This window comes from Acidaminococcus intestini DSM 21505 (assembly GCF_000425045.1).
GTDB lineage: Bacteria > Bacillota > Negativicutes > Acidaminococcales > Acidaminococcaceae > Acidaminococcus > Acidaminococcus intestini.
The window spans coordinates 1-19,075 of record NZ_AULA01000028.1; the positions used below are offsets into that span (position 1 = coordinate 1).

Genomic DNA, 19,075 nt, shown 5'->3' on the forward strand with positions numbered 1-19,075 from the left:
TATGACAACAGTATTATGGAGACCTTTTTTGGTCGGATGAAAAATGAAATGTATTACGGAAGCGAAAAAGAATACACCTCGTTCAAGGTATTTGCTAAAGCAGTGAAAGAATACATTCATTATTTCAACAAGGAAAGGATTCAGAAAAAAACAAAATGGATGCCTCCCGAAATATATCGGGAAACATCCACTAATGCCATTTAACTAATTTATATGCGTCCAGTTTTTGGGGTACACATCACCTCTCACGGTTCGCATTTTTGTCATTTTTATTTGGTGCACAAATCGCGCCAATTTGATGTAGTTTCGCACCGTCATACGTCTCGTTTTGGTGCCCATTAAGCGGGGATGGCTGCAGCGCAGCAGCTATGTTGTCACAATGCCGTTTTTGTCCATGGATGAGCAAATGCATAAAGAAAGAGAGACTGTAAAAAAATTAAGAGGATTCATTTTTTCACAGTCTCTTTTTTGCGTACCCGCACTAGATTTTTTCCAGATCAATCTCATCCCGCTTGATATGGTACTGTAGGTTCTGCCGGCTCATGCCAAGTTCCCTGGCGGCGGCAGAAATATTGCCGCCCGTCCGTTTGAGGGCCTGCACAAGGGCGGCACGCTCCACATCGCGAAGGGTCTTGCGGCTCCGTCCCAGCTTTTTACCCATTCCTTGGGATAACGACTGCAGTGAGCTTACCGGTACTTCCATATTCACAAAATGCTCGGGCAGGCATTCCACCGTAAGGGTCGCCCGTTTTTCCGGCAGCATGTTCATAGCATATTCGATGGCGTGCTGCAATTCCCGCACATTGCCTGGCCAATCGTAATGGGTAAAGATATCAAGGACGTGGGGATCGACAGTCTGGACATTCCGTTCCAGCTGCTTATTGTAGCGGGCAATGAAACTTTGGACCAAAAGAGGAATATCTTCTTTACGTTCCCGCAGGGGCGGGATGCGGATTCCAACAACACCTAAGCGGAAATACAGGTCCTGCCGCAGCTTATGGGCGGCAAGAGCTTCTTCAGGAGGGATATTGATGTTTGATAGGACGCGGACATCCACTTTCCGTTCCCGCGTGCTTCCTACGCGCCGCACCGTACCTTCCTGGAGGACGCGCAGCAGCTTGGGCTGAAGATTGATGTTCATAGAGTTGATTTCATCAAGGAGCAGGCTGCCGCCATTTGCCTGTTCAAAGAGTCCTGGATGGGATTCGGCGCCTGTATAGGCACCCTTTTCTGTTCCAAAAAGCAGCCCTTCAAGAAGGTTTTCCGGGATGGCCGCACAGTTGATGGCAAGAAAGGGTCCCTGTGCCCGTCTGCTGGCGTTGTGGATACTCTGGGCAAAAAGTTCCTTGCCGGTTCCTGTTTCACCGTAGATCATGACAGATGAAGAGGACTTTGCTACCTGCTTGCAGCGGTCCACAAGAACGCGCATGGAATGGCTTGATGAAATGATATCTTCAAAATGGTATTTTGCATGGAGCACACTATCGTGACTTTTTTCCCCTTGATCTGGGCATCCTGGCGGAGTAGTTCATCCTGCAATTCAAGGATCTTGCGGTGCAGGGAATCAAGCTGACTGAAGTCTTCCATGACGCTGTACGCGCCTAGGACCTGGCTGTTTTTAAAGATGGGATAGTTATCCGATACGATATCAACTTCTTTCCCATTGAAGGTCTCGTATTGCTGGCGCTGGTTAAGGTAAGGTTTTTCCGCTTTAAGGACTTTGGGAAGCAGGAGCGGCATATCACTTTCACTCTTATAGACTTCATCCATACTCTTACCAACAACAGTTTCATTGAGCAGACTATCCATGCGAACGGCAGCATCGTTCAAAAAGAGGATTTGTTCTTTTTCGTCGCATAAAATGACGGACTCGCTGATCCGGTTCAGGACGTTTTGAAACATCTCCCGGTACACGTCGCAGGCAGCATCCCGAAAGACGATGAGTTCCATGCCTTCCGGGATTCCCTGCACAAGCGGGCACTTGACGCGGCGCACCCATTTTTCAAAAGCAATATGAGCAATCTGTTTATCTTTCAAGGGAAGCAAAAGAGGCCGTGCATTATCGGGCACAGGCGTACCAACCCCTTCAGACATTGCTAAGAAAGATTTACCCACTTCATTGATGGCCGCAATGATTCCATTTTTCTGGACCAGCATGGCTCCCATGCCAAGGCCTGACAAAAAAGTCATGACTTCCTGCCACTTCATGTTCTTCAACCACCCTATCCTAAACTACATTTTCTCTCGCACCCATAATAGCCTATTTATTTTATCATAGCCCAAATTTTTCCCTGCGTAAAGAATTTACTTAGGAATGAACGATTCGGGAAAACGCGAAAAGACCTGTCGAAGACAGGCCTTTTGCAAAAGAAATGATTTATGCGTCGGAACCGATTTTCAGGACTTCGCGCATGAACTTGATGCTCTTTCTCATGCCTTCCAGTTCCTTTTGGCGTCCTTCTTCGAGGCTGTATCCGCTCAGCGGCAGCTCGATTTCAAGGTCAATGGTATCAAGTTCTTCCGGCGCTTCAGCGCGCAGGATCTTCATGATTTCCACAACATCGACGTCACCGTCGCCAATGGCACAGCCCAAGGAGTGGGTCCCGTCAGGATCAGCAAAGATTTTGTTGTCGCAGAAGTGGACGCAGTAGCAGTAAGGCGCCATTTTCTTTACGCATTCAGCAATGCCTTCGCCGAGGATGAGAGAGTTGATCGTGTCGCAGCAGGCTCCGATCTGGGGATGGTTGAGTTTTTTCACCATCCAGACTACTTCATCAGCAAAGAGGTCACAGTGGTTTTCAATGGCAATCTTGAGACCATATTTTTCAATGGTAGGGATGTTCTTTTGGAACTCCATAACCACGCGGCTCATCTGTTCCATGGCTTCCGGTGACATGCATGCATGTGTGAAAGGGCGGGAATGACGAATATCCGTGCTGTATTTGACGAGTTTGGCCCCCATAGCATGGGCAATTTCCAAGGATTCCTCAATGGTCGAATTGACGCGGGGATCACTCGGAGCATCAAAGGAGATATTAAGTTCCAGGTCAAGGCCCCGTTTTTCTGCTTCCTTTTTCACCATTGCCAGGTGTTCCGGGCTCGTATCGTTGTCGAGGTCAACAAGGGTGATATGAAGCACTTCGATATGTTCCTTTTTGGCAAGGTCCATGAGGTCGATGAGGGAACCGGCCTTTTCAAAAGCATAGGTCTTGCCTTCGCTCTGGAAGCCCCAGCTTTCCCCGTAACCGCTCAGGTGAAGGGTATAACTGTGCATGCCGAGTTTGAACTTTCTGTTGCTGTTTTTTCCCGTAATCTTGTCCATTTTCAATTCTCCTTTGTTGTTAGTTTATCCAACAGCGTCGATGCCGTTAGCTTCCCGGAAAAGTTTGGGCGTCATTCCCGTAATGCTGTGAAAAGCCCGGGTAAAGGTGGAATTGCTGCTGTAGCCGACCATGATGGCAATGTCCATCATGGAATAATGGGTCTTTAAGAGCAGTTCTTTCGCCCGCTCGATGCGGATACGCCGCAGGTAAAGACTGGGTGAGCAGCCCGTCTGCTGCTTAAACCAATCGTTGTAGTAAGTCACATTGTAATTTTCCATTTCAGCCAGCTGGTTCACTGTAATGGGCAGGTCATAGTGTTCGCTCAGATAGCGGATACTTGGGGCTGCGCAGTTATTCATCAGTTTGCTGTAAAGGTAGCTATAAAGATAGGATACAGAATTGCTTTCTGGATTCTGCCGCAATTCGGCCTGGATGAGCTCCACGAGCTGGGCAATCTGCCCCACCATAGAAATGACGATGGGGTAGGAAAGCATAATGCCTTCCTTTTCATCGACGATTTCCTTTGATAGATTGATGGCAAGGAGTTTTCCTCGATAGCTGCACTGATGATCCATCTTAGGCGGTACAAGGCACAATTCCTGGGGTGTGACAGTATAGTCCGAATTGCCAATGGATAATTCCATCGTTTCTCCCATAGGCACGAGGATTTGGGGATATTCGTGATGATGGGCACCAAAACATTCCTGAAAGACCTCGATATCAAACTTTTGGCTTAACATACTCATTCCCCTCTCTCAAAGAATCAGTAATCCGCGTAAAGAAGGTTTTTGATGACAACGTCAAGGCCCTTGACCTTGGCCGAAATCCGGTCATCAGGGGCAGCCACTTCGTCTGTTTCGGGAGCCGCCTTAAGGCGATGGCTCTTTGAAGCAAGAAGGGGGCTGCAGAGCTTCACATTCATCAAGAAGAGCCACAGCGTCGGCACGGTCATGATAAGACCGCCGATGTTAAGCAATCCCTTGACAGCATTCATGCCGCCTGAGACGACAAGAAGATAGGCGACAGCGGAAATGGCCACACCGAGGATGATCTTGAGGGTCTTCGGCGGTTCAGCGTCAATTTCCTGACCGTGGACGCAGAGCGTTGCAAGCGCTGCCGTATTAGGGTCTGCCAACGTGATGAAGGACAGGCACACCGTAATGAGAAAGGCGAGCTGTACGAGCTTCCCCCGCGGCATGGTGCCAAGGACCTGATAGAGAGCAGTCTGCATGCCTTCTTTTTGAATCATGGCCCACACATCAAAGGTTCCACTCGTCTGGACGGAGATGGTCTGGCCAGCGAAGATGGCGATGAAAAGGCAGCAGAAAAGGGACGGAACAAGGATTTCCACAAGAAGAAATTCCCGCACGGTGTGCCCCTTCCCCATGCGGGCAAGGAACATGCCGATAACGGGTGCATAGATAAAGAAAGAATTCCAGAAGGTGATTGGCCATTCGTTCGCCCACTGATCCATCGGGGCCAGCGTATTGTTGTACGTGATTTTGTGCCAGAAGTTATCCATAATGTCGCCAATGGCTTCTGTACCGATTTTTCCAATGAAGATGGAATCTCCCGTTACGACGACGTAGAGCATCAGACCAAAGAAGAAAAACATGCACGCCGTAGATACATAGGTAAGCCCCTTATTGATACCCGTCACGCAGGAAATGATGAAAAAGCCGGCCACAACAACGGTCAGGATGAAGTACATAAAGGGTCCCTGCGGGATGCCAAAGACGGCATTGATACCGCCGCTGATCTGCATAAGACCCGCTGCCATGGAGTTTGAGACGCCGCAGGCAACGGCATAGCCGCAGAACATGTGAAGCAGGCTCGTCAAGTGACGGTGCTTGCCACCTAGCGTGCGTTCCAGCATGGGCCCCATGGAAAGGGACTTTTGGTAGTTAAAGCAAAGGAGCGCAAAAGCGCAGGCCGGAATGGAATAAATGAAGTACTGGACAAAGGACCAATGAAACATGGCCTGACTGACAGCAAAAATCGCCGCGTCCCTGCTTTCCGGCAGGGCGTGGATGGCAGCCGGCGGCTGCATGAAATGATAGAGCGGTTCGCCCATGGCCCAATAAAGCAGACCGCAGCCAATACCGCCGCAGATGGAAATGGAGTACCACTGCCAGGTCGTAAAGTCCGGTTTGGCATCAATTCCGCCAATCTTGACATCACCCCATTTGAAGATGATGAGGACCATCCCCAAAATGACGGAAAAGACAGCAAGGAGGTTGATCCACCAGCCAAAGTAATCTCCTATGAGGTAGAGCATCTTTGACATGACAAAGCCAAACTTTTCCGTAAAGAAAATACCTAAAATGATTTCTATCGTAAGAAGAAGCCCAATGACGATGAGGACTTCTTTATATAATTTTCCTTTTAATTTTTCTTCCATCGATTCATGCCTCTCTTTTTAGGTTTCAATCATTGTACGGTAATATTGTAGGTACGAAGAATCTTGCGGCAGCGATCCATCATATCCAGCGTCGGGGTCTTGACGGATTTCATCATGTAGTCGCGGCCCAGTTTCTTATAGGTCACACTCCCCAGTGCGTGATACGGTAAAAGCTGCAGATAGACCAATCTGTCAAGATTTTGGCAGAATGTGCCAATCTTGTGGAGTTCTTCCTCCGAATCGTTGACTCCAGGAATGAGAGGGGTCCGGAGAATCATCTGAAACCCTCCCTTCTGGCGGTCCAAAAACTTAATATTATGAAGAATGATGCGATTATCAACACCGCAGTACTTTTTGTGAAGGCTCGGCGTGACCGCTTTGAGATCAACGTAAAACGTATCAACATAAGGAACCATAGCGGCAATAGTTTCTTCTTTTCCAAAGAAACTTGTTTCGACGGCTGTAGAAATGCCTTCCATCGAGGCCGCCTTCAAAAGAGCAAGAGAGAAATCAGGCTGGGCCAGGAGTTCCCCTCCGGAAAGGGTCATGCCCCCTCCGGAGATGAAGTAGAACGCGGTATCCTTGCGGACTTCCTTCATGACGTCCGTGACAGTCATTTCCGTTCCATAGGATTTACTGCCGTCCACCGTCGTTTCAACTTGAAACGCCTGACTTTCCGGCGTGGAACACCACTGACAGCGAAGCGGGCATCCTTTTAGGAAGACGACTGTCCTCATGCCATCACCATCATGGATGGAAGATCGCTCGATGCGAAGCACCATTCCTTTTGTCTGTTCCAGCGTCATTGCTCCTCATTCCTCTCTTGTCTTAGCCTATTGATTGTCCTTAACGGGCTGATTCGGTCCAGTGGTTGATTTCCGTACGTCCAATGATTTCATCCTGCGTTTCCTTGCCGAGTTCGACAAAGAAAGCTGTGTAGCCAGCCACACGGATGAGCAGGTCGCGGTGATCGTTCGGGTGTTTCTGGGCATCGATCAAGGTTTCGCGATCGACGCAGTTGATCTGGGCATGGTAAACACCAAGTACGCTCATGGTCTTTACCATGTTCATAGCATGAGTCATACCGTTTTCACCCTTGATGAGATCCGGTTCGAACTTCATATTGAGCTGCGTGCCCTGGGTAAAACGCGCATGCGGCAGGTGGCTGACTGATTTTAAAAGGGCCGTCGGGCCATTGACGTCCGTACCGCCCGTAGCACCGATGCCATCCGTGAGCGGTGTCGTTGCCTTGCGTCCGCTCGGCAGGGCCCCTACCCACTGGCCAATCGGCGTATTGCCTGATACAGGCAACATACCCAAGGTCATCTTGCCAAAAACCGTATCGTATTTTTCGAACTGGTCTGCCACATGGTTGAAAATTTCACCGACACAGAAGTCAGCCCGCGGATCATCATTGCCATATTTTGGGGCTTCAAGGCAAAGCTTCTGGATATCTTCATAACCTTCGAAGTTGGCATCGAGGGCCTTGATGAGAGTATCCATGGAGATCTTCTTTTCATCGAAGACAAGGTACTTCACATCAGCGATGGAGTTGATGATATCAGCCTGACCAACTGTAATGACACCGCCGCCAGCATTGTATTGGGCACCGCCTGGCTGGCTGTAGTCCTTGCCGACTTCCATACAGTGCTCATAGCTAAGAGACAGGGTCGGAACAGGGCGATAGTTCATGCTCAGGTAATCAAGGAGCTGGTTGCAGCTCACGATGACATCAACGGCATAGTCAATGTGCTTTTTCACGGCAGCAAAGAAATCGTCAAAGGTCTTGAAGTTTCTCGGATCCCCTGTGTGGATGGAGACCTGTTCGCCCGTAATGCGGCTTTTGCCGTCATTTAAAGCAAATTCAACCATGGCACCCATATTGATATCGGCAATGTCCGTATATTGCTTCATCTTCCCAGACAGGTTCGTTTCTACGCAACCGCAGGGGTTCCAGTTCCAAGCTTCACGAAGAGGAATGCCCTTGTTCTGGAGCATCTGGATACCTACATCGTTGGAGTAGATGGCCGGCATCGTAAGGCCCATGCCGATGGATTCGATGGCTTTACGGAGCAGGGAATCAGGGTTCTTGGAAATGCTGTAGGTCATGGCCATGTTCGGTTCCTTGAAACGAACATCTTCCGTGGCCTGAATCATCATGTAACTCAATTCGTTGCTGGCGTCGTTGCCATACTGGTCAATACCGCCGCAGCTCGTCTGGACCGTAATGCAGTAGCCGGCGGCATACTGAGCTGTAACTTCATCCTGGAAAAGGGACATTTCAGCCACTTTGATCCACAGGCAGTCAAGAAGTTCCTGAGCATCGTCATCCGTGAGGATTCCCGCTTCCTTGTCTTTCTTATAGTACGGATAAAGGTACTGATCGAGTCGGCCCAAGTTATAGCTCGAAGCATTCTGTTCCATGAAGCAGGCATATTCATAGGAAATGATGCTCTGGCAGGCTTCATAGAAGGTGCGGGCCGGATATTCCGGTACGTGACGGGTGACTTCAGCAATCTTTAAAAGTTCAGCCTTGCGAACGGGATCGTCGCATTCAGCGGCCATCTTTTCAGCAAGATCGGCATGACGGTGGGCCAGCAGGATGACAGCGTCAGCAGCTTTGATTTCTGCTTTATAGAAGAAGCTCTTTTCAAGGTCGCCCGGGTTGGCATCGTCCAGTTTAGCCAGGGCATCTTCTGCTTCCTTACGGATTGCAGCAAGACCCTTGGTGAGGATGCGCATCCAGCCCGGCGTGTTTTCGCCATAGCCGCGAACAGCTTTACGGTCGATGAAGATGGCGCCGTTGGCACGCAGCCGTTTGGCATCTTCTGGAAGCATGAGGTTCCAGCGGTCAAAGACGCATTTATTTTTCCAGTAATTCTGGACTTTTTCAGTGTAGACTTTCTTCCCTTCTTCACTCAGGTAGAAGGGGTCGAAAGGACGGGTGCTGATCGTGTCCAGTTCTTTTGCGATGACGCCAGAAGCGCTGTCCGGGTTCAGGATGCCGCAGCGAGGTTTAAAGCCAACACCTCCGACCAGCAGTTCATGAGGCTGGATATAGATGTTTTTCTTGGCGCATACATTGTAGTAGCCGTTGGCGCGCTGGATGATCCAGGGCTGCCCTTCCATCTCCTTGAACCCCTCTGTAAAGAACGCTGCGTCGTAAACGTCCATGTCAACGCGGGTTTGGAGGTACTGCTGACGCAATGCCTCAATTCGTTTCATGTACTCTTTTGCCATAATAATGCCTCCCTTTTCCTGCAATAACGTGATTTCCCAGGGAAATCTTTAAATGACTCCATTCATCTACCTTATTACGTAGCAAATCTTATGCCAATTCTCATATTTTTTATTCCGTTTCTAGGTGTAAGAGTCGGAATTATCAGTCTACTTGCGCCTTCTCGGTTTTTTATCTATATCATTTTGTGCAGTTTCTTTTCTTAAGGTTCTTTCTAAACAGCTCCCTATTATGCTAATTTTGCACTTTTTGCATGCAAACTATTTTGCGCTTCAGTTGGAGCAGCATATTCCCTGCCCATTTATTTGCACCCTTGGATTTATCAAGGCTAATGGGAGAGTTTTTCTTCAGCATCCCGCAGGGAATCATACCCATAAGCATGGACCGTTGCCCGCAGAATTTCTTCGTTCAGGTTGACGTCTTTTTCCAGGCAGCCCATGAGATAGGCCTCATAAAGGGCCAAGGTCGCTTCTGAATAAGTCAGGAGCTCTCCTTTGAGATAAGTCTCAAAGGCTGTATCAGCACTCCCGTCCTGGGTAATGCGCCTGCCTTTTTGGGAAAGGGCCGGGTATTTTTTAGCGATTTCTTTCTGCCAGTCCATATGGATGGCAGCAATGCGCAGGACGCGTCCTTTCTTTTCATCTGTAACTTGAGGCAGCAGATCCCGCACTTCCTTAAATTCCTTAGGCGAGGTCCACATCATCATATACCCGTATTTTTCGGCAAGAAGGTTACGTCCTTCTGCCTGAGCTGCCCTTAAATCGTTTTCATAACTTTCCAGAAGGGGCACATTCCAGGAAAGGAACTGGCTGCCCCTCATGATGAAGAAGGTTTTCCGATCATCCTGGCAGGACGCCCGTCCGCCGATATTACGGACCTTATCAAAAAGAGTCCATTCCCGCTCAATGAGGCGCTGAATGAGTTTCATTTTTTCCATAGTCTTGGTTCCTCCATGATATTGCGGCGGCGCAGCTCGTCGTCGTTGATCTTTGCCTGTACGTAAAGTGCATGCTCTGTAAGAAAAGTCCCCACGCCTTCCGGAACAAGTCCTGCATCCATCAAGGCGCGGGAAAGTCTTCCTGAAATTGCTTCCATGAGGGCCATGGACCGTTCTGTGTCCTGCGTCATAAGAAGGTCTTCAAATAAAGGCAGCGTGCCATACGTTTCGGAAAGGGTACCTACGCTCCGATAAAGCCATTTATAAAAAGGCGCATAGGCGTGGTTCAAATGATGGATCAGCTGCATAGCAGAAAAGAGAAATCCACTCTTGGAAAAAGTCATGGCTCCTAGGTCTTTCCGGGCAGTGCAGCGAGGATAGTTATACTGCCCCGCTTGAGCCATATAAAATAGGTCATGGGCCATCTTTGTCAACCACACATCGCGGGGGCAGGCGGTTTTGAGCCGGTGCCTTGTTTCTGTCATCGCTCCCGGTGCGTCATAAAACAGGGACCCGTTTACAGCCATGGAAAGACGCGCTTCATCGCAGTGCATCCAGTCCGCCAAGGTCTGGGGTCCTTTTTCAAATCCAGTTAAGCGCTGAAAAAAAACTTCTATAATAAGGACGCCAACTCTCTTAGGACCGTCCAATTCCCGCCGAGGCGGCATGCAAAGGAAGCTTTTGGGAAGGGATGCATAGAGCTGACGAAGCCGTTCTTCCCATTGGGGGGCGTCCTTTTTCTCAAGAAAGAGCATGACGCCGGGGCCCCAATCATGGTCCCGGGAAATGGCGTCATCAAAAGAAAAACATTCGGACCCTTCGCCGCAAAGGCCCGCCGCAAGGTGGGGCAGCACGTCAGGAAGATCCGTTTCGATTTTAGGACGAGCCACTTCTTCCCAAAAGCGGTGCGAAAGAGCAAGTCCCTGCATCATAGCATCTCTCCCGTAAGGCGTGACGCAAGGGTTTTCATTTTCTTCACCTTACGGTGATTTTTGCCCCATAGAGCTTCGTAAATAGCGCCTGCCATAAGGCAGCAGGCGGCTGCCTTTTCGCGTTCCCCCATTTTTTCGTAAAGGGTGCCCCGATTTTGAAAGGTAATGCCATATTCCTCATTTTCTCCGAAAAAGCGTTTGACCCAATCTGCTGCTTCTTCAAAGTGACGAAGAGCAAGGTCATACTGCCCTTTTTTGGTATAAAGGCTGCCTAAACCGTTAAGGACCGCTCCATAATGGACGCGACCTTCTTCCGGACAGGCTTCATAGGAGGATTTAGCCATCTTGTAAGCTCGCAGTGCCTCGTCGTCCTGGTCCATACCTGCATAAAGAATGCCCAGGTTGCAGCACGTAATGGCCCGTTCTTCAAAGCGATCACTTACTTTCATGAGCCGTGCCAAGGCCTCTTCAAGAGCAGCCGCGGCTTCTTTAGGGCGTTCCATTTCCTGATAAAGAATGGAAAGGTTATTGAGACAGGATAAATAGGCATAGGATTCCTTCTCCCCCGCCTCAGTCAGGATCTCCATGGCCTCGTCATAAAGGCTTTTGGCACCGCTGTAATCTTTGGCCAGCCGTTTTGTGCCCGCAAGATTAATGAGAAGCGTTGCATAAGGAACGCCCCTCGTCTCTCCCCGATCATCAAGGATTTCCTTTGCCTTCATAAAAGCGGCATAGGACGCTTCATAATAGCTGCGGCCGCGGTAAAAGGAGCCCAGTTCATTTAAGGCTGACAGCATAAGGTCAGATTCTCTCCCCTCTTCATAGGTGCTGTTTGCAATTCCCGTTAGATAGGCTTCCACACCTGCCGCGTCGCCCTTTTCGTAAAGAGCATCAAGGTGCTCATAGAATTCGTGGACCGTTGTCATTTTAAGTTTTTCCTTTCTGATGAAAAGAAGGACTTCCTTCACGCCCGTCCGGCATCAAGAAAGCCCTCCAAATGGTCAGTGCCTTATGGCTGGTTGATCACACATTCTTTTTTTGTGTCCGCGTCAATACGATCTTTATTGATATCCATCCAAAGGTCACAGTTCTCAATCCCCAGTTTTTCCGGATTGAAATAAGGCATTTCCACACCGGCATTACGCTGCGCAATATAGTCATCATAGGTTTTCTTGACAACAGGCAGGAGTAGGAGCAAGGCGATGAGATTGAACCAGGCCATGAGGCCAAACATGACTTCACTGATGGCCCACGCCGTCGTCGCCGTTACGTTAGCCCACACGAAGAAGAAAATCGGCATCAAGATACGAATGATCCAAATTCCTGTCTTACGCAGATGGGGATGAGTATCCTTCATCAAATAAGCAAGACCCGATTCGCCTTCATAGTAGTAAGCAATACAAGTGGAATAAGCAAAACAGGTAAGGGCAATGGCAACAAGGGAACCGCCAGCACCAAAAGCGGTCTTGGCCGCCTCCTGGACCCAGACAACACCCGCCGTATTGGTTGCTGCCTGTTCGGCCATGGCAGAAGACCCGGACCCAACATACATATAAGCCTTTCCATCAGGTCCAAGGACGTTGAAGCAGTCCGTAACAAGGGCCATCATGCCGGAACAGAAGCAGACAAGGACGTCAACATAAACGGAAAACGAGTTGACAAGGCCCTGGGTGGCAGGATGCGGCGTTTCTGCCGTTGCACCAGAAGGCGGCGTTTCACCAAAGCCAGCGCCGGAAGAATTGACAGCACGTTTGACGCCGTAGGAAAAAGCAGTTCCCATCATGCCACCGAAGACAGCACCCGAATCAAAAGCACTGTCAAGGACCATCCGAATGGTCGGCATAAAGGCATCAGCCTTTGCAACCATGACGTAGATGGCAAGGACCCAGTAACCAATGGTCATAAAGGGAACGATAATAGTCGAAATCTTGGCAATGCGGCGGATTCCGCCAGAAATAACAGCAAAAAGCAGGAGAGCAATGACGCCGCCTGTAACAGGCCGGGCAACGCCAAAGCTGTTTTCAAAAGCCATGGCAATATTGTTGGCGCTCGGTCCCGTTACAAGGATTGGTACGCCAATGCTGCAGAACAGGGCAAAAACAATGGCCATAAACTTACCCAAGGCCTTATGGCGGATGCCTCGCTCCATATAGAAATAGGGGCCGCCGCGGTACTGGCCATCCTGACGGATCTTGTAGATCTGACCTAAGCTGTTTTCCGTATAGGAGACAGCCGATGTAGCAAGGGCCGTTACGAGCATCCAGAAGACTGCACCCGGTCCGCCATAGAGGATAGCTACCATGACACCGCCGATGTTGCCGACGGCAACACTGTAGGCAACAACGGAACAGAACGTTTCAAAAGGAGACAGTCCTTCCATGGAACCTGAGCCCGAGCGGAGGAGCTTCCATTGAAGAGGGATCTTCGTAATATTGCCAAATTTCATGGCAAAGCAGAAAATCAAAGCCGAACCAAATGTCAAGATGATCAGAGGGGTGGACCAAATCAGGTTATCTAACCACATAATGAAATCAGACATAAACTTTCCTCATTTCTTTGACAGATAGGAAAGCCACATCTGGCAGCAAGTGGAACCTCTCGGTCCCAGGAAAGGGCGTCCTCAAGAAATTCCGTCAGCGAGTCGCTTCTTTCCCTTGTTACCAGTTAGGGCTTCCTAGGAGAACCATATTCAGTTAGTCAGGGTCCCTGTTGCGTACGGGGTGCATCTTTTTCTTTATTAAGGTAAAGTGAAGAGGCAATAGAAGAGGCCGCCTTCTCTATTTCTATAGAATCGCGCTCAATGCAGCAGGCCTTCTGAGAAGATTATTTACGGGTCTAGTGAAGAATTTTTCAGGTTTCTATTTGTATAATAATTGCTAATTTTCTGTATATTTTATAGTAAAAAGAAAGAGTGAAGGCTCCTTACGATGGAAGTCCCTTAGAATAATTGTGAAGGCAGGATTTTGGCTTCATTAAAAAGTGGGGAGAGCCTTTCCGTTAACAGCCCTCCCCATTTTTGCAACGCGCTAGAGGCAGCCCAAAGGGTGCACTGCAGTCATGGATTATGCTTTCGGCGTGAATTCACCTTCGCGCAGGTACTTCTGGAGCTGAGCATCCGTCATATGGCCAATGTCGAGGTAATCCAGCGTGTACTTGCTGCCGGCAGCCAGATCCCGTTTTAGCATGGTGCTTGCAAGAAGGATCATGGAGTCGATGATCGGGGTCGGTACATTGTATTTCTTGCCGAGCTGGCTCATGAGGTAGCAGCCAACTGGAACGTCTTCCGTGATGTACCGGTTTTCCAGGTCGAACGGACCATCGCCGAAGAAGTTTTCATATTTTTCTTCATACGGTACAGCGAAGTCAGGACCCATGTATTCTTTCCCATACATGGTGGTACGGGAGAAGAAGTCTTCATAGTTTACGGTGCAAAGGTCGATGCTCATGGCCTTGGCAAGGGCTTTTTCTTCTTCCCAGAAAGCAGCCTGGACTTCAGCAATAGCCGGGCAAGCACCGAACCCATAGAGGGAGTAGTTCTTCTTTTCCTGCCCCAGGACGGTGTCGAAGTTCTGCATGGTGGAAACGGCCAGAACCGTGCCAGGAACGTGGATAACAGGGTTGACGTTGGACAAGTTGATATCCATGACGGTGTTGCCTGTTACAAATCCGTGGTGGAATTCCTCCCCCTTCTTGGAGATGGTGACTTCGCCTTCTGCGTCGATGATGGCACCAAAAGCAGGAATGTAGTAAGCAGAAGCCATGAAAGCTTCGTTATCTTTGGTCGGCAGGGCGCAGCCGCGGATCGTGGTGATGCGGTCTTCAACCTTGCATTCGTTGGTCGTAACGCCGCCGCGTTTCACAACACGGATACCGTAAGGAGCGGTGTACCAAGAACCAACGATGACTTTCTTAGTGCATTTCAGTTCGCGCATTAGTTTGCGGAATACGAGGGTACCGCAGTTATCCGGCAGGATGTGAATGACTTGCCCATCTTCGAGAAGAGGAATCAATTCACGGAAGATGCCTTCGTGAGCGATAGCAACAGTTGCCACGATGATGATGCCAGCACCCTTGACAGCTTTTGCCATGTCATCGGTTGCAAGGGCAACTTTGGCCGTTCCTTTGCGAGTGTAACCAAAGAAGCTGAACTGGTTGCCCGAAAGGGTAATGCCCGTCTTTTCAATGTTCAGGAAATTCGTTTTAGCGAATCTCGGCTGATCCCAGATGCGGACTTCCTTTCCTGCAAGGGCACAGTCAGCAGCCATCGTCTTGCCGACAGCACCGCCACCCAGTACAGCAATTGGCATGTCTTTCAAATAGCTCATATCCATTTGTTCGTTCCTCCTTTATTTGGTACCGGCTCTCCGGTCCATTGGCTTGGATTTGTCTTCCTTGCCTTTTGTTGCCTTAATTATAGTGAACTTCTCTTTTGCACTCTTTGCGGAAACACGCAATTTATTTGCCAATTTTCAGGTATCGCAAAAATGGCCCTTCCCTTTTCAAAAAGCATCCAATATAAGACGGGGAAAGGATCTGTCAAATTTTTTGCATTTTCTTTCTTTGAAGAGAGGGTGAAAAAGTGCAAAAAATATGTGATGGGGTGCAAAGCATCAAAAGGACAAAACGGGTATAAATGAAGTAACAAGATACAAAGGTGGACTTTTCCGAAAGCGGCTTTCGCTTTCGCTATGAAATCCATTATTAAGGGAGGATGTATCATGACCAAGAAAATCGAAATCATGGATGGGAACCAGGCTGCGGCCTACATTTCCTACGCCTTCACAGAAGTGGCTGGGATCTACCCCATCACCCCGTCATCCCCGATGGCGGAACATGTCGATGAATGGGCGGCCAACGGTAAAAAGAACCTCTTCGGTCAGCCTGTCCACGTTGTTGAAATGCAGTCCGAAGGCGGTGCTTCCGGTACTGTTCACGGTTCCCTGCAGTCCGGCGCCCTGACGACAACCTACACGGCTTCCCAGGGGCTGCTCCTCATGATCCCGAACATGTATAAGATTGCCGGCGAAATGCTCCCTGGCGTCTTCCACGTATCGGCCCGTACCTTGAGTGCGCATGCTCTCTCCATCTTTGGAGACCACTCCGACGTCATGGCCGTACGCAATACGGGCTTTTCGATGCTGGCTTCAACGAGTCCGCAAGAAGTCATGGACCTCGGTGCTGTAGCACATTTAGCAGCCATCCACTGCCGGATGCCTTTCCTGCACTTCTTCGATGGCTTCCGTACGAGTCACGAAATCCAAAAGATTGACGCCCTCGATTACGAAGACCTGAGACCTTACGTTGATTACGATGCCATCAAGGCCTTTCGCAAAAACGCCCTCAATCCGGAACATCCAGCCACCCGCGGCTGCACCGTCAACCCGGATATCTTCTTCCAGTGCCGCGAAGCCTGCAATACGCGCTTTGCCGCCATTCCGGATGCTGTTGAGCACTACATGGATGTCATCAACAAACTGACGGGACGTGATTACCGTATCTTTAATTACTATGGTGCTCCTGACGCGGAACGGGTCATTGTCATCATGGGTTCCGGTGCGGAAACGGCCAAGGAAACGGTTGATTTTCTCACGGCCAAAGGCGAAAAGGTCGGTCTCCTCGTTGTCCACCTCTATCGTCCCTTCGCAGCAGACCGCTTCCTTGCAGCCATGCCGAAAACGGTCAAGAAGATTGCTGTTTTGGACCGCACGAAAGAACCGGGCGCCATGGGCGAACCGCTCTACCAAGATGTCAGCAGCCTCTACAAGGCAAAAGGCGCCGATGTCACCATCGTCGGCGGCCGTTATGGTCTTTCTTCCAAAGACACGACGCCGGATCAGATGCTTGCCGTCTATAAGAATCTTGCCCTTGACACACCAAAAAATGACTTCACCATTGGTATCGTCGATGATGTGACGAATACGAGCCTACCCAAGGCCGAGGCCATCCACACGGCACCGGAAGGTCAGATGAGCGCTGAATTCTGGGGCATGGGGTCTGACGGGACGGTCGGCGCCAATAAAAACTCCATCAAGATTATTGGCCACACGACGGACCTCTACTGCCAAGCCTACTTCGTCTATGATTCCAAGAAATCGGGCGGTCTTACTCAGAGTCACCTGCGTTTTGGCAGGAACCCCATCCGCAGCCCGTACCTCATCCAGGCCGCAGATTTTGTTGCCTGCCATACACCGAGCTACGTGACAAAATATGATATGGTGAAGAACCTCAAAGAAGGCGGCACATTCCTTCTTAACTGCGCCTGGAGCGATGAAGACCTTGACCGGCACCTGCCTGCTTCCATGAAGCGCGCCCTTTATGCCAAAAAAGCCAAATTCTATACCATCAACGCAACGGCCATTGCTCGTTCCATCGGCCTTGGCAACCGCACCAATACGATCCTTCAAGCTGCTTTCTTTAAGCTCCTTGGCATCATTCCTGTGGAAGAAGCCGTCAAGGCCATGAAGGAAGCCATCTATAAGACCTACTTTATCAAGAAGGGTCAGGCTGTTGTCGATAAGAACTATGCCTCCATCGATCACGGCATCAACGAGCTCCACAGCGTCACTATTCCCGAAAACTGGAAAGATGCTCAGGATGCTCCCAAGCAAGACAAAGCCCCAGCCTTTATCAAGGAAGTCGTCAACGTCATGAACCGTCAGGAAGGTGAAGTCCTCCCCGTTTCGACCATGACCAAGTACGGGCTCGAAGATGGGACCTGGCCTGCTGGCACGACGAAGTACGAAAAACGCGGAGCTGCCGTGGAAGTACCTGAATGGCAGACAGCAAACTGCATCCAGTGCAACCAGTGCGCCCTCGTCTGCCCGCACGCAGCCATTCGTCCGATCCTCGTTGATGCAAAGGAACTGGCCGCTGCTCCTGCCGGTTTTGCAACGAAGAAAGCCATCGGTCCAGCCCTTGCTGCCTACGAATATCGCATGCAGGTCTCTCCGCTTGACTGCACGGGCTGCGGGAGCTGCGTCAATGTCTGCCCAGCCAAGGAAAAAGCTCTCGTCATGAAGCCGCTTGAAACCCAGTTGCCTCAGGCTCCGCTGTGGGATTATGCCGTCGATACCGTTTCCATCAAGAAAGATGCCGTCAGCGATAAATCCATCAAGGCTTCCCAATTTGCCAAACCTTATTTCGAATTCTCCGGGGCCTGCGCTGGCTGCGGCGAAACGCCGTACATCAAGCTTGTAACCCAGCTGTTTGGTGACCACATGTACATCACGAACGCTTCGGGCTGTTCTTCTGCTTACGGCGGCTCCACGCCTAGCTCCCCATACTGCACGGATAAGAGAGGATTTGGACCAAGCTGGGCCATGTCCCTTTTCGAAGACAACGCCGAATATGCTTATGGCTATCTCCTCGGCCAGGATTCCATCCGCAACGAACTGAAAGATGCCGTCAAGGCACTCCTTGATAAGGGTGTTGCCACAAAAGCCTGCGAAGCCTACCTTAAGGATGCGGACAGCAAGGAACGGTCCCGCAAGGTCAGCGACGATCTTCTCGCTGCACTTGAAGGCGTCACCGAACCGGAAGCGGTCATGATCCGCGAAAACAAGGAATTTGTCGCTAAAAAGAGCGTCTGGGCCTTTGGCGGTGACGGCTGGGCCTACGATATCGGTTACGGCGGCTTGGACCACGTCCTTGCTTCCGGCAAAGACATCAACATTCTTGTCCTTGATACGGAAGTCTACTCCAACACGGGCGGTCAGTCCTCCAAGGCAACCGGTGCCGGTGCGGTCGCTAAATTCTCTGCCGGTGGTAAACCGACAGCGAAGAAGGACCTGGGCATGATGGCCATGAGCTATGGCTACGTTTATGTTGCCCAAGTGGCCATGGGCGCCGACCCGAACCAGACCCTCAAAGCCATCCGCGAAGCTGAAGCCTATAACGGTCCTTCCATCGTCATCTGCTACTGCCCTTGCATCGAGCATGGCATGAAGTGCGGCATGGGGCTCAGCCAAGCCGAAGAAAAGAAAGCCGTCGAAGCTGGTTACTGGCAGCTCTACCGCTACAATCCGGAAAAAGTCGGAACGGAAGAAAATGCCTTCACCCTCGATTCGAAAGCACCAAAAGGCGATTTCCGGGCCTTCCTCATGGGCCAGAACCGCTATGCTTCCCTAAAACTCGCCTTCCCGGATAAAGCAGAAGCCTTCTATGAAAAAGCTGAAGCTGATGCCAAGAAACGTCTTGCCCGCTACGAAATCCTTGCGGGCCGCTAACAAGCCGATTCCATAACTT

At 50.1% G+C, this 19,075-nt stretch carries 14 protein-coding genes; 2 read left to right on the forward strand and 12 right to left on the reverse strand.

Annotated elements, in window-relative coordinates; translation table 11 throughout:
* Positions 1–204: IS3 family transposase (locus H503_RS0108410; RefSeq protein ID WP_026385672.1), on the forward strand; the 204-nt coding region annotated here is incomplete at its 5' end.
* A gap of 277 nt (positions 205–481) precedes the next feature.
* On the opposite strand, the gene H503_RS12745 is transcribed toward H503_RS0108410, so the two are convergent.
* The 12 genes from H503_RS12745 to H503_RS0108465 all read right to left on the reverse strand — a co-directional run bounded on the left by H503_RS12745 (position 482) and on the right by H503_RS0108465 (position 15,162).
* Positions 482–1,429, reverse strand: coding sequence for a sigma-54 interaction domain-containing protein (locus tag H503_RS12745; protein ID WP_248604856.1), 948 nt, complete (start codon positions 1,427–1,429; stop codon positions 482–484).
* Positions 1,396–2,208 (reverse strand): PAS domain-containing protein, encoded by an 813-nt coding sequence (locus H503_RS12750; RefSeq protein WP_248604857.1) that lies wholly within the window; start codon positions 2,206–2,208, stop codon positions 1,396–1,398. The genes H503_RS12745 and H503_RS12750 overlap by 34 nt, the downstream gene beginning before the upstream one ends.
* A gap of 169 nt (positions 2,209–2,377) precedes the next feature.
* A complete protein-coding gene (locus tag H503_RS0108420) occupies positions 2,378–3,322 on the reverse strand; it encodes a sugar phosphate isomerase/epimerase family protein (protein WP_014129005.1) in 945 nt (314 codons plus the stop codon).
* Positions 3,323–3,346: 24 nt separating this feature from the next.
* A complete protein-coding gene (locus H503_RS0108425; protein ID WP_026385673.1) occupies positions 3,347–4,063 on the reverse strand; it encodes a helix-turn-helix transcriptional regulator in 717 nt (238 codons plus the stop codon).
* Between the two features lie 23 nt (positions 4,064–4,086).
* Positions 4,087–5,724 carry a BCCT family transporter gene (locus H503_RS0108430; RefSeq protein ID WP_009014595.1) on the reverse strand — a complete coding sequence of 546 codons (1,638 nt, stop codon included), beginning with the start codon at positions 5,722–5,724 and terminating at the stop codon, positions 4,087–4,089.
* Positions 5,725–5,753: 29 nt separating this feature from the next.
* The gene (locus H503_RS0108435; RefSeq protein ID WP_009014596.1) at positions 5,754–6,530 is read right to left on the reverse strand and encodes a glycyl-radical enzyme activating protein; all 777 of its coding nucleotides are present in this window, start codon (positions 6,528–6,530) and stop codon (positions 5,754–5,756) included.
* Between the two features lie 40 nt (positions 6,531–6,570).
* Positions 6,571–8,964: a glycyl radical protein gene (locus tag H503_RS0108440; RefSeq protein ID WP_016459407.1), complete on the reverse strand. Its 2,394-nt coding sequence runs from the start codon at positions 8,962–8,964 to the stop codon at positions 6,571–6,573.
* Between the two features lie 326 nt (positions 8,965–9,290).
* Positions 9,291–9,899 carry a DUF4125 family protein gene (locus H503_RS0108445; RefSeq protein ID WP_009014598.1) on the reverse strand — a complete coding sequence of 203 codons (609 nt, stop codon included), beginning with the start codon at positions 9,897–9,899 and terminating at the stop codon, positions 9,291–9,293.
* Positions 9,887–10,831 carry a DUF4037 domain-containing protein gene (locus H503_RS0108450; protein ID WP_009014599.1) on the reverse strand — a complete coding sequence of 315 codons (945 nt, stop codon included), beginning with the start codon at positions 10,829–10,831 and terminating at the stop codon, positions 9,887–9,889. Before H503_RS0108450 ends, H503_RS0108445 begins: the two co-directional genes overlap by 13 nt.
* On the reverse strand, positions 10,828–11,757 hold the full coding sequence (locus H503_RS0108455; protein WP_026385674.1) for a tetratricopeptide repeat protein: 930 nt from the start codon (positions 11,755–11,757) through the stop codon (positions 10,828–10,830). Before H503_RS0108455 ends, H503_RS0108450 begins: the two co-directional genes overlap by 4 nt.
* Positions 11,758–11,840: 83 nt before the next feature.
* A complete protein-coding gene (locus H503_RS0108460; RefSeq protein ID WP_009014601.1) occupies positions 11,841–13,370 on the reverse strand; it encodes an alanine/glycine:cation symporter family protein in 1,530 nt (509 codons plus the stop codon).
* A 523-nt stretch (positions 13,371–13,893) separates the two neighbouring features.
* On the reverse strand, positions 13,894–15,162 hold the full coding sequence (locus H503_RS0108465; protein WP_009014602.1) for an NAD/NADP-dependent octopine/nopaline dehydrogenase family protein: 1,269 nt from the start codon (positions 15,160–15,162) through the stop codon (positions 13,894–13,896).
* Positions 15,163–15,549: 387 nt separating this feature from the next.
* Between H503_RS0108465 and nifJ the strand changes: the two genes are divergently transcribed.
* Positions 15,550–19,056, forward strand: coding sequence for a pyruvate:ferredoxin (flavodoxin) oxidoreductase (gene nifJ / locus H503_RS0108475; RefSeq protein WP_016459405.1), 3,507 nt, complete (start codon positions 15,550–15,552; stop codon positions 19,054–19,056).
* Positions 19,057–19,075: the final 19 nt, after the last annotated feature.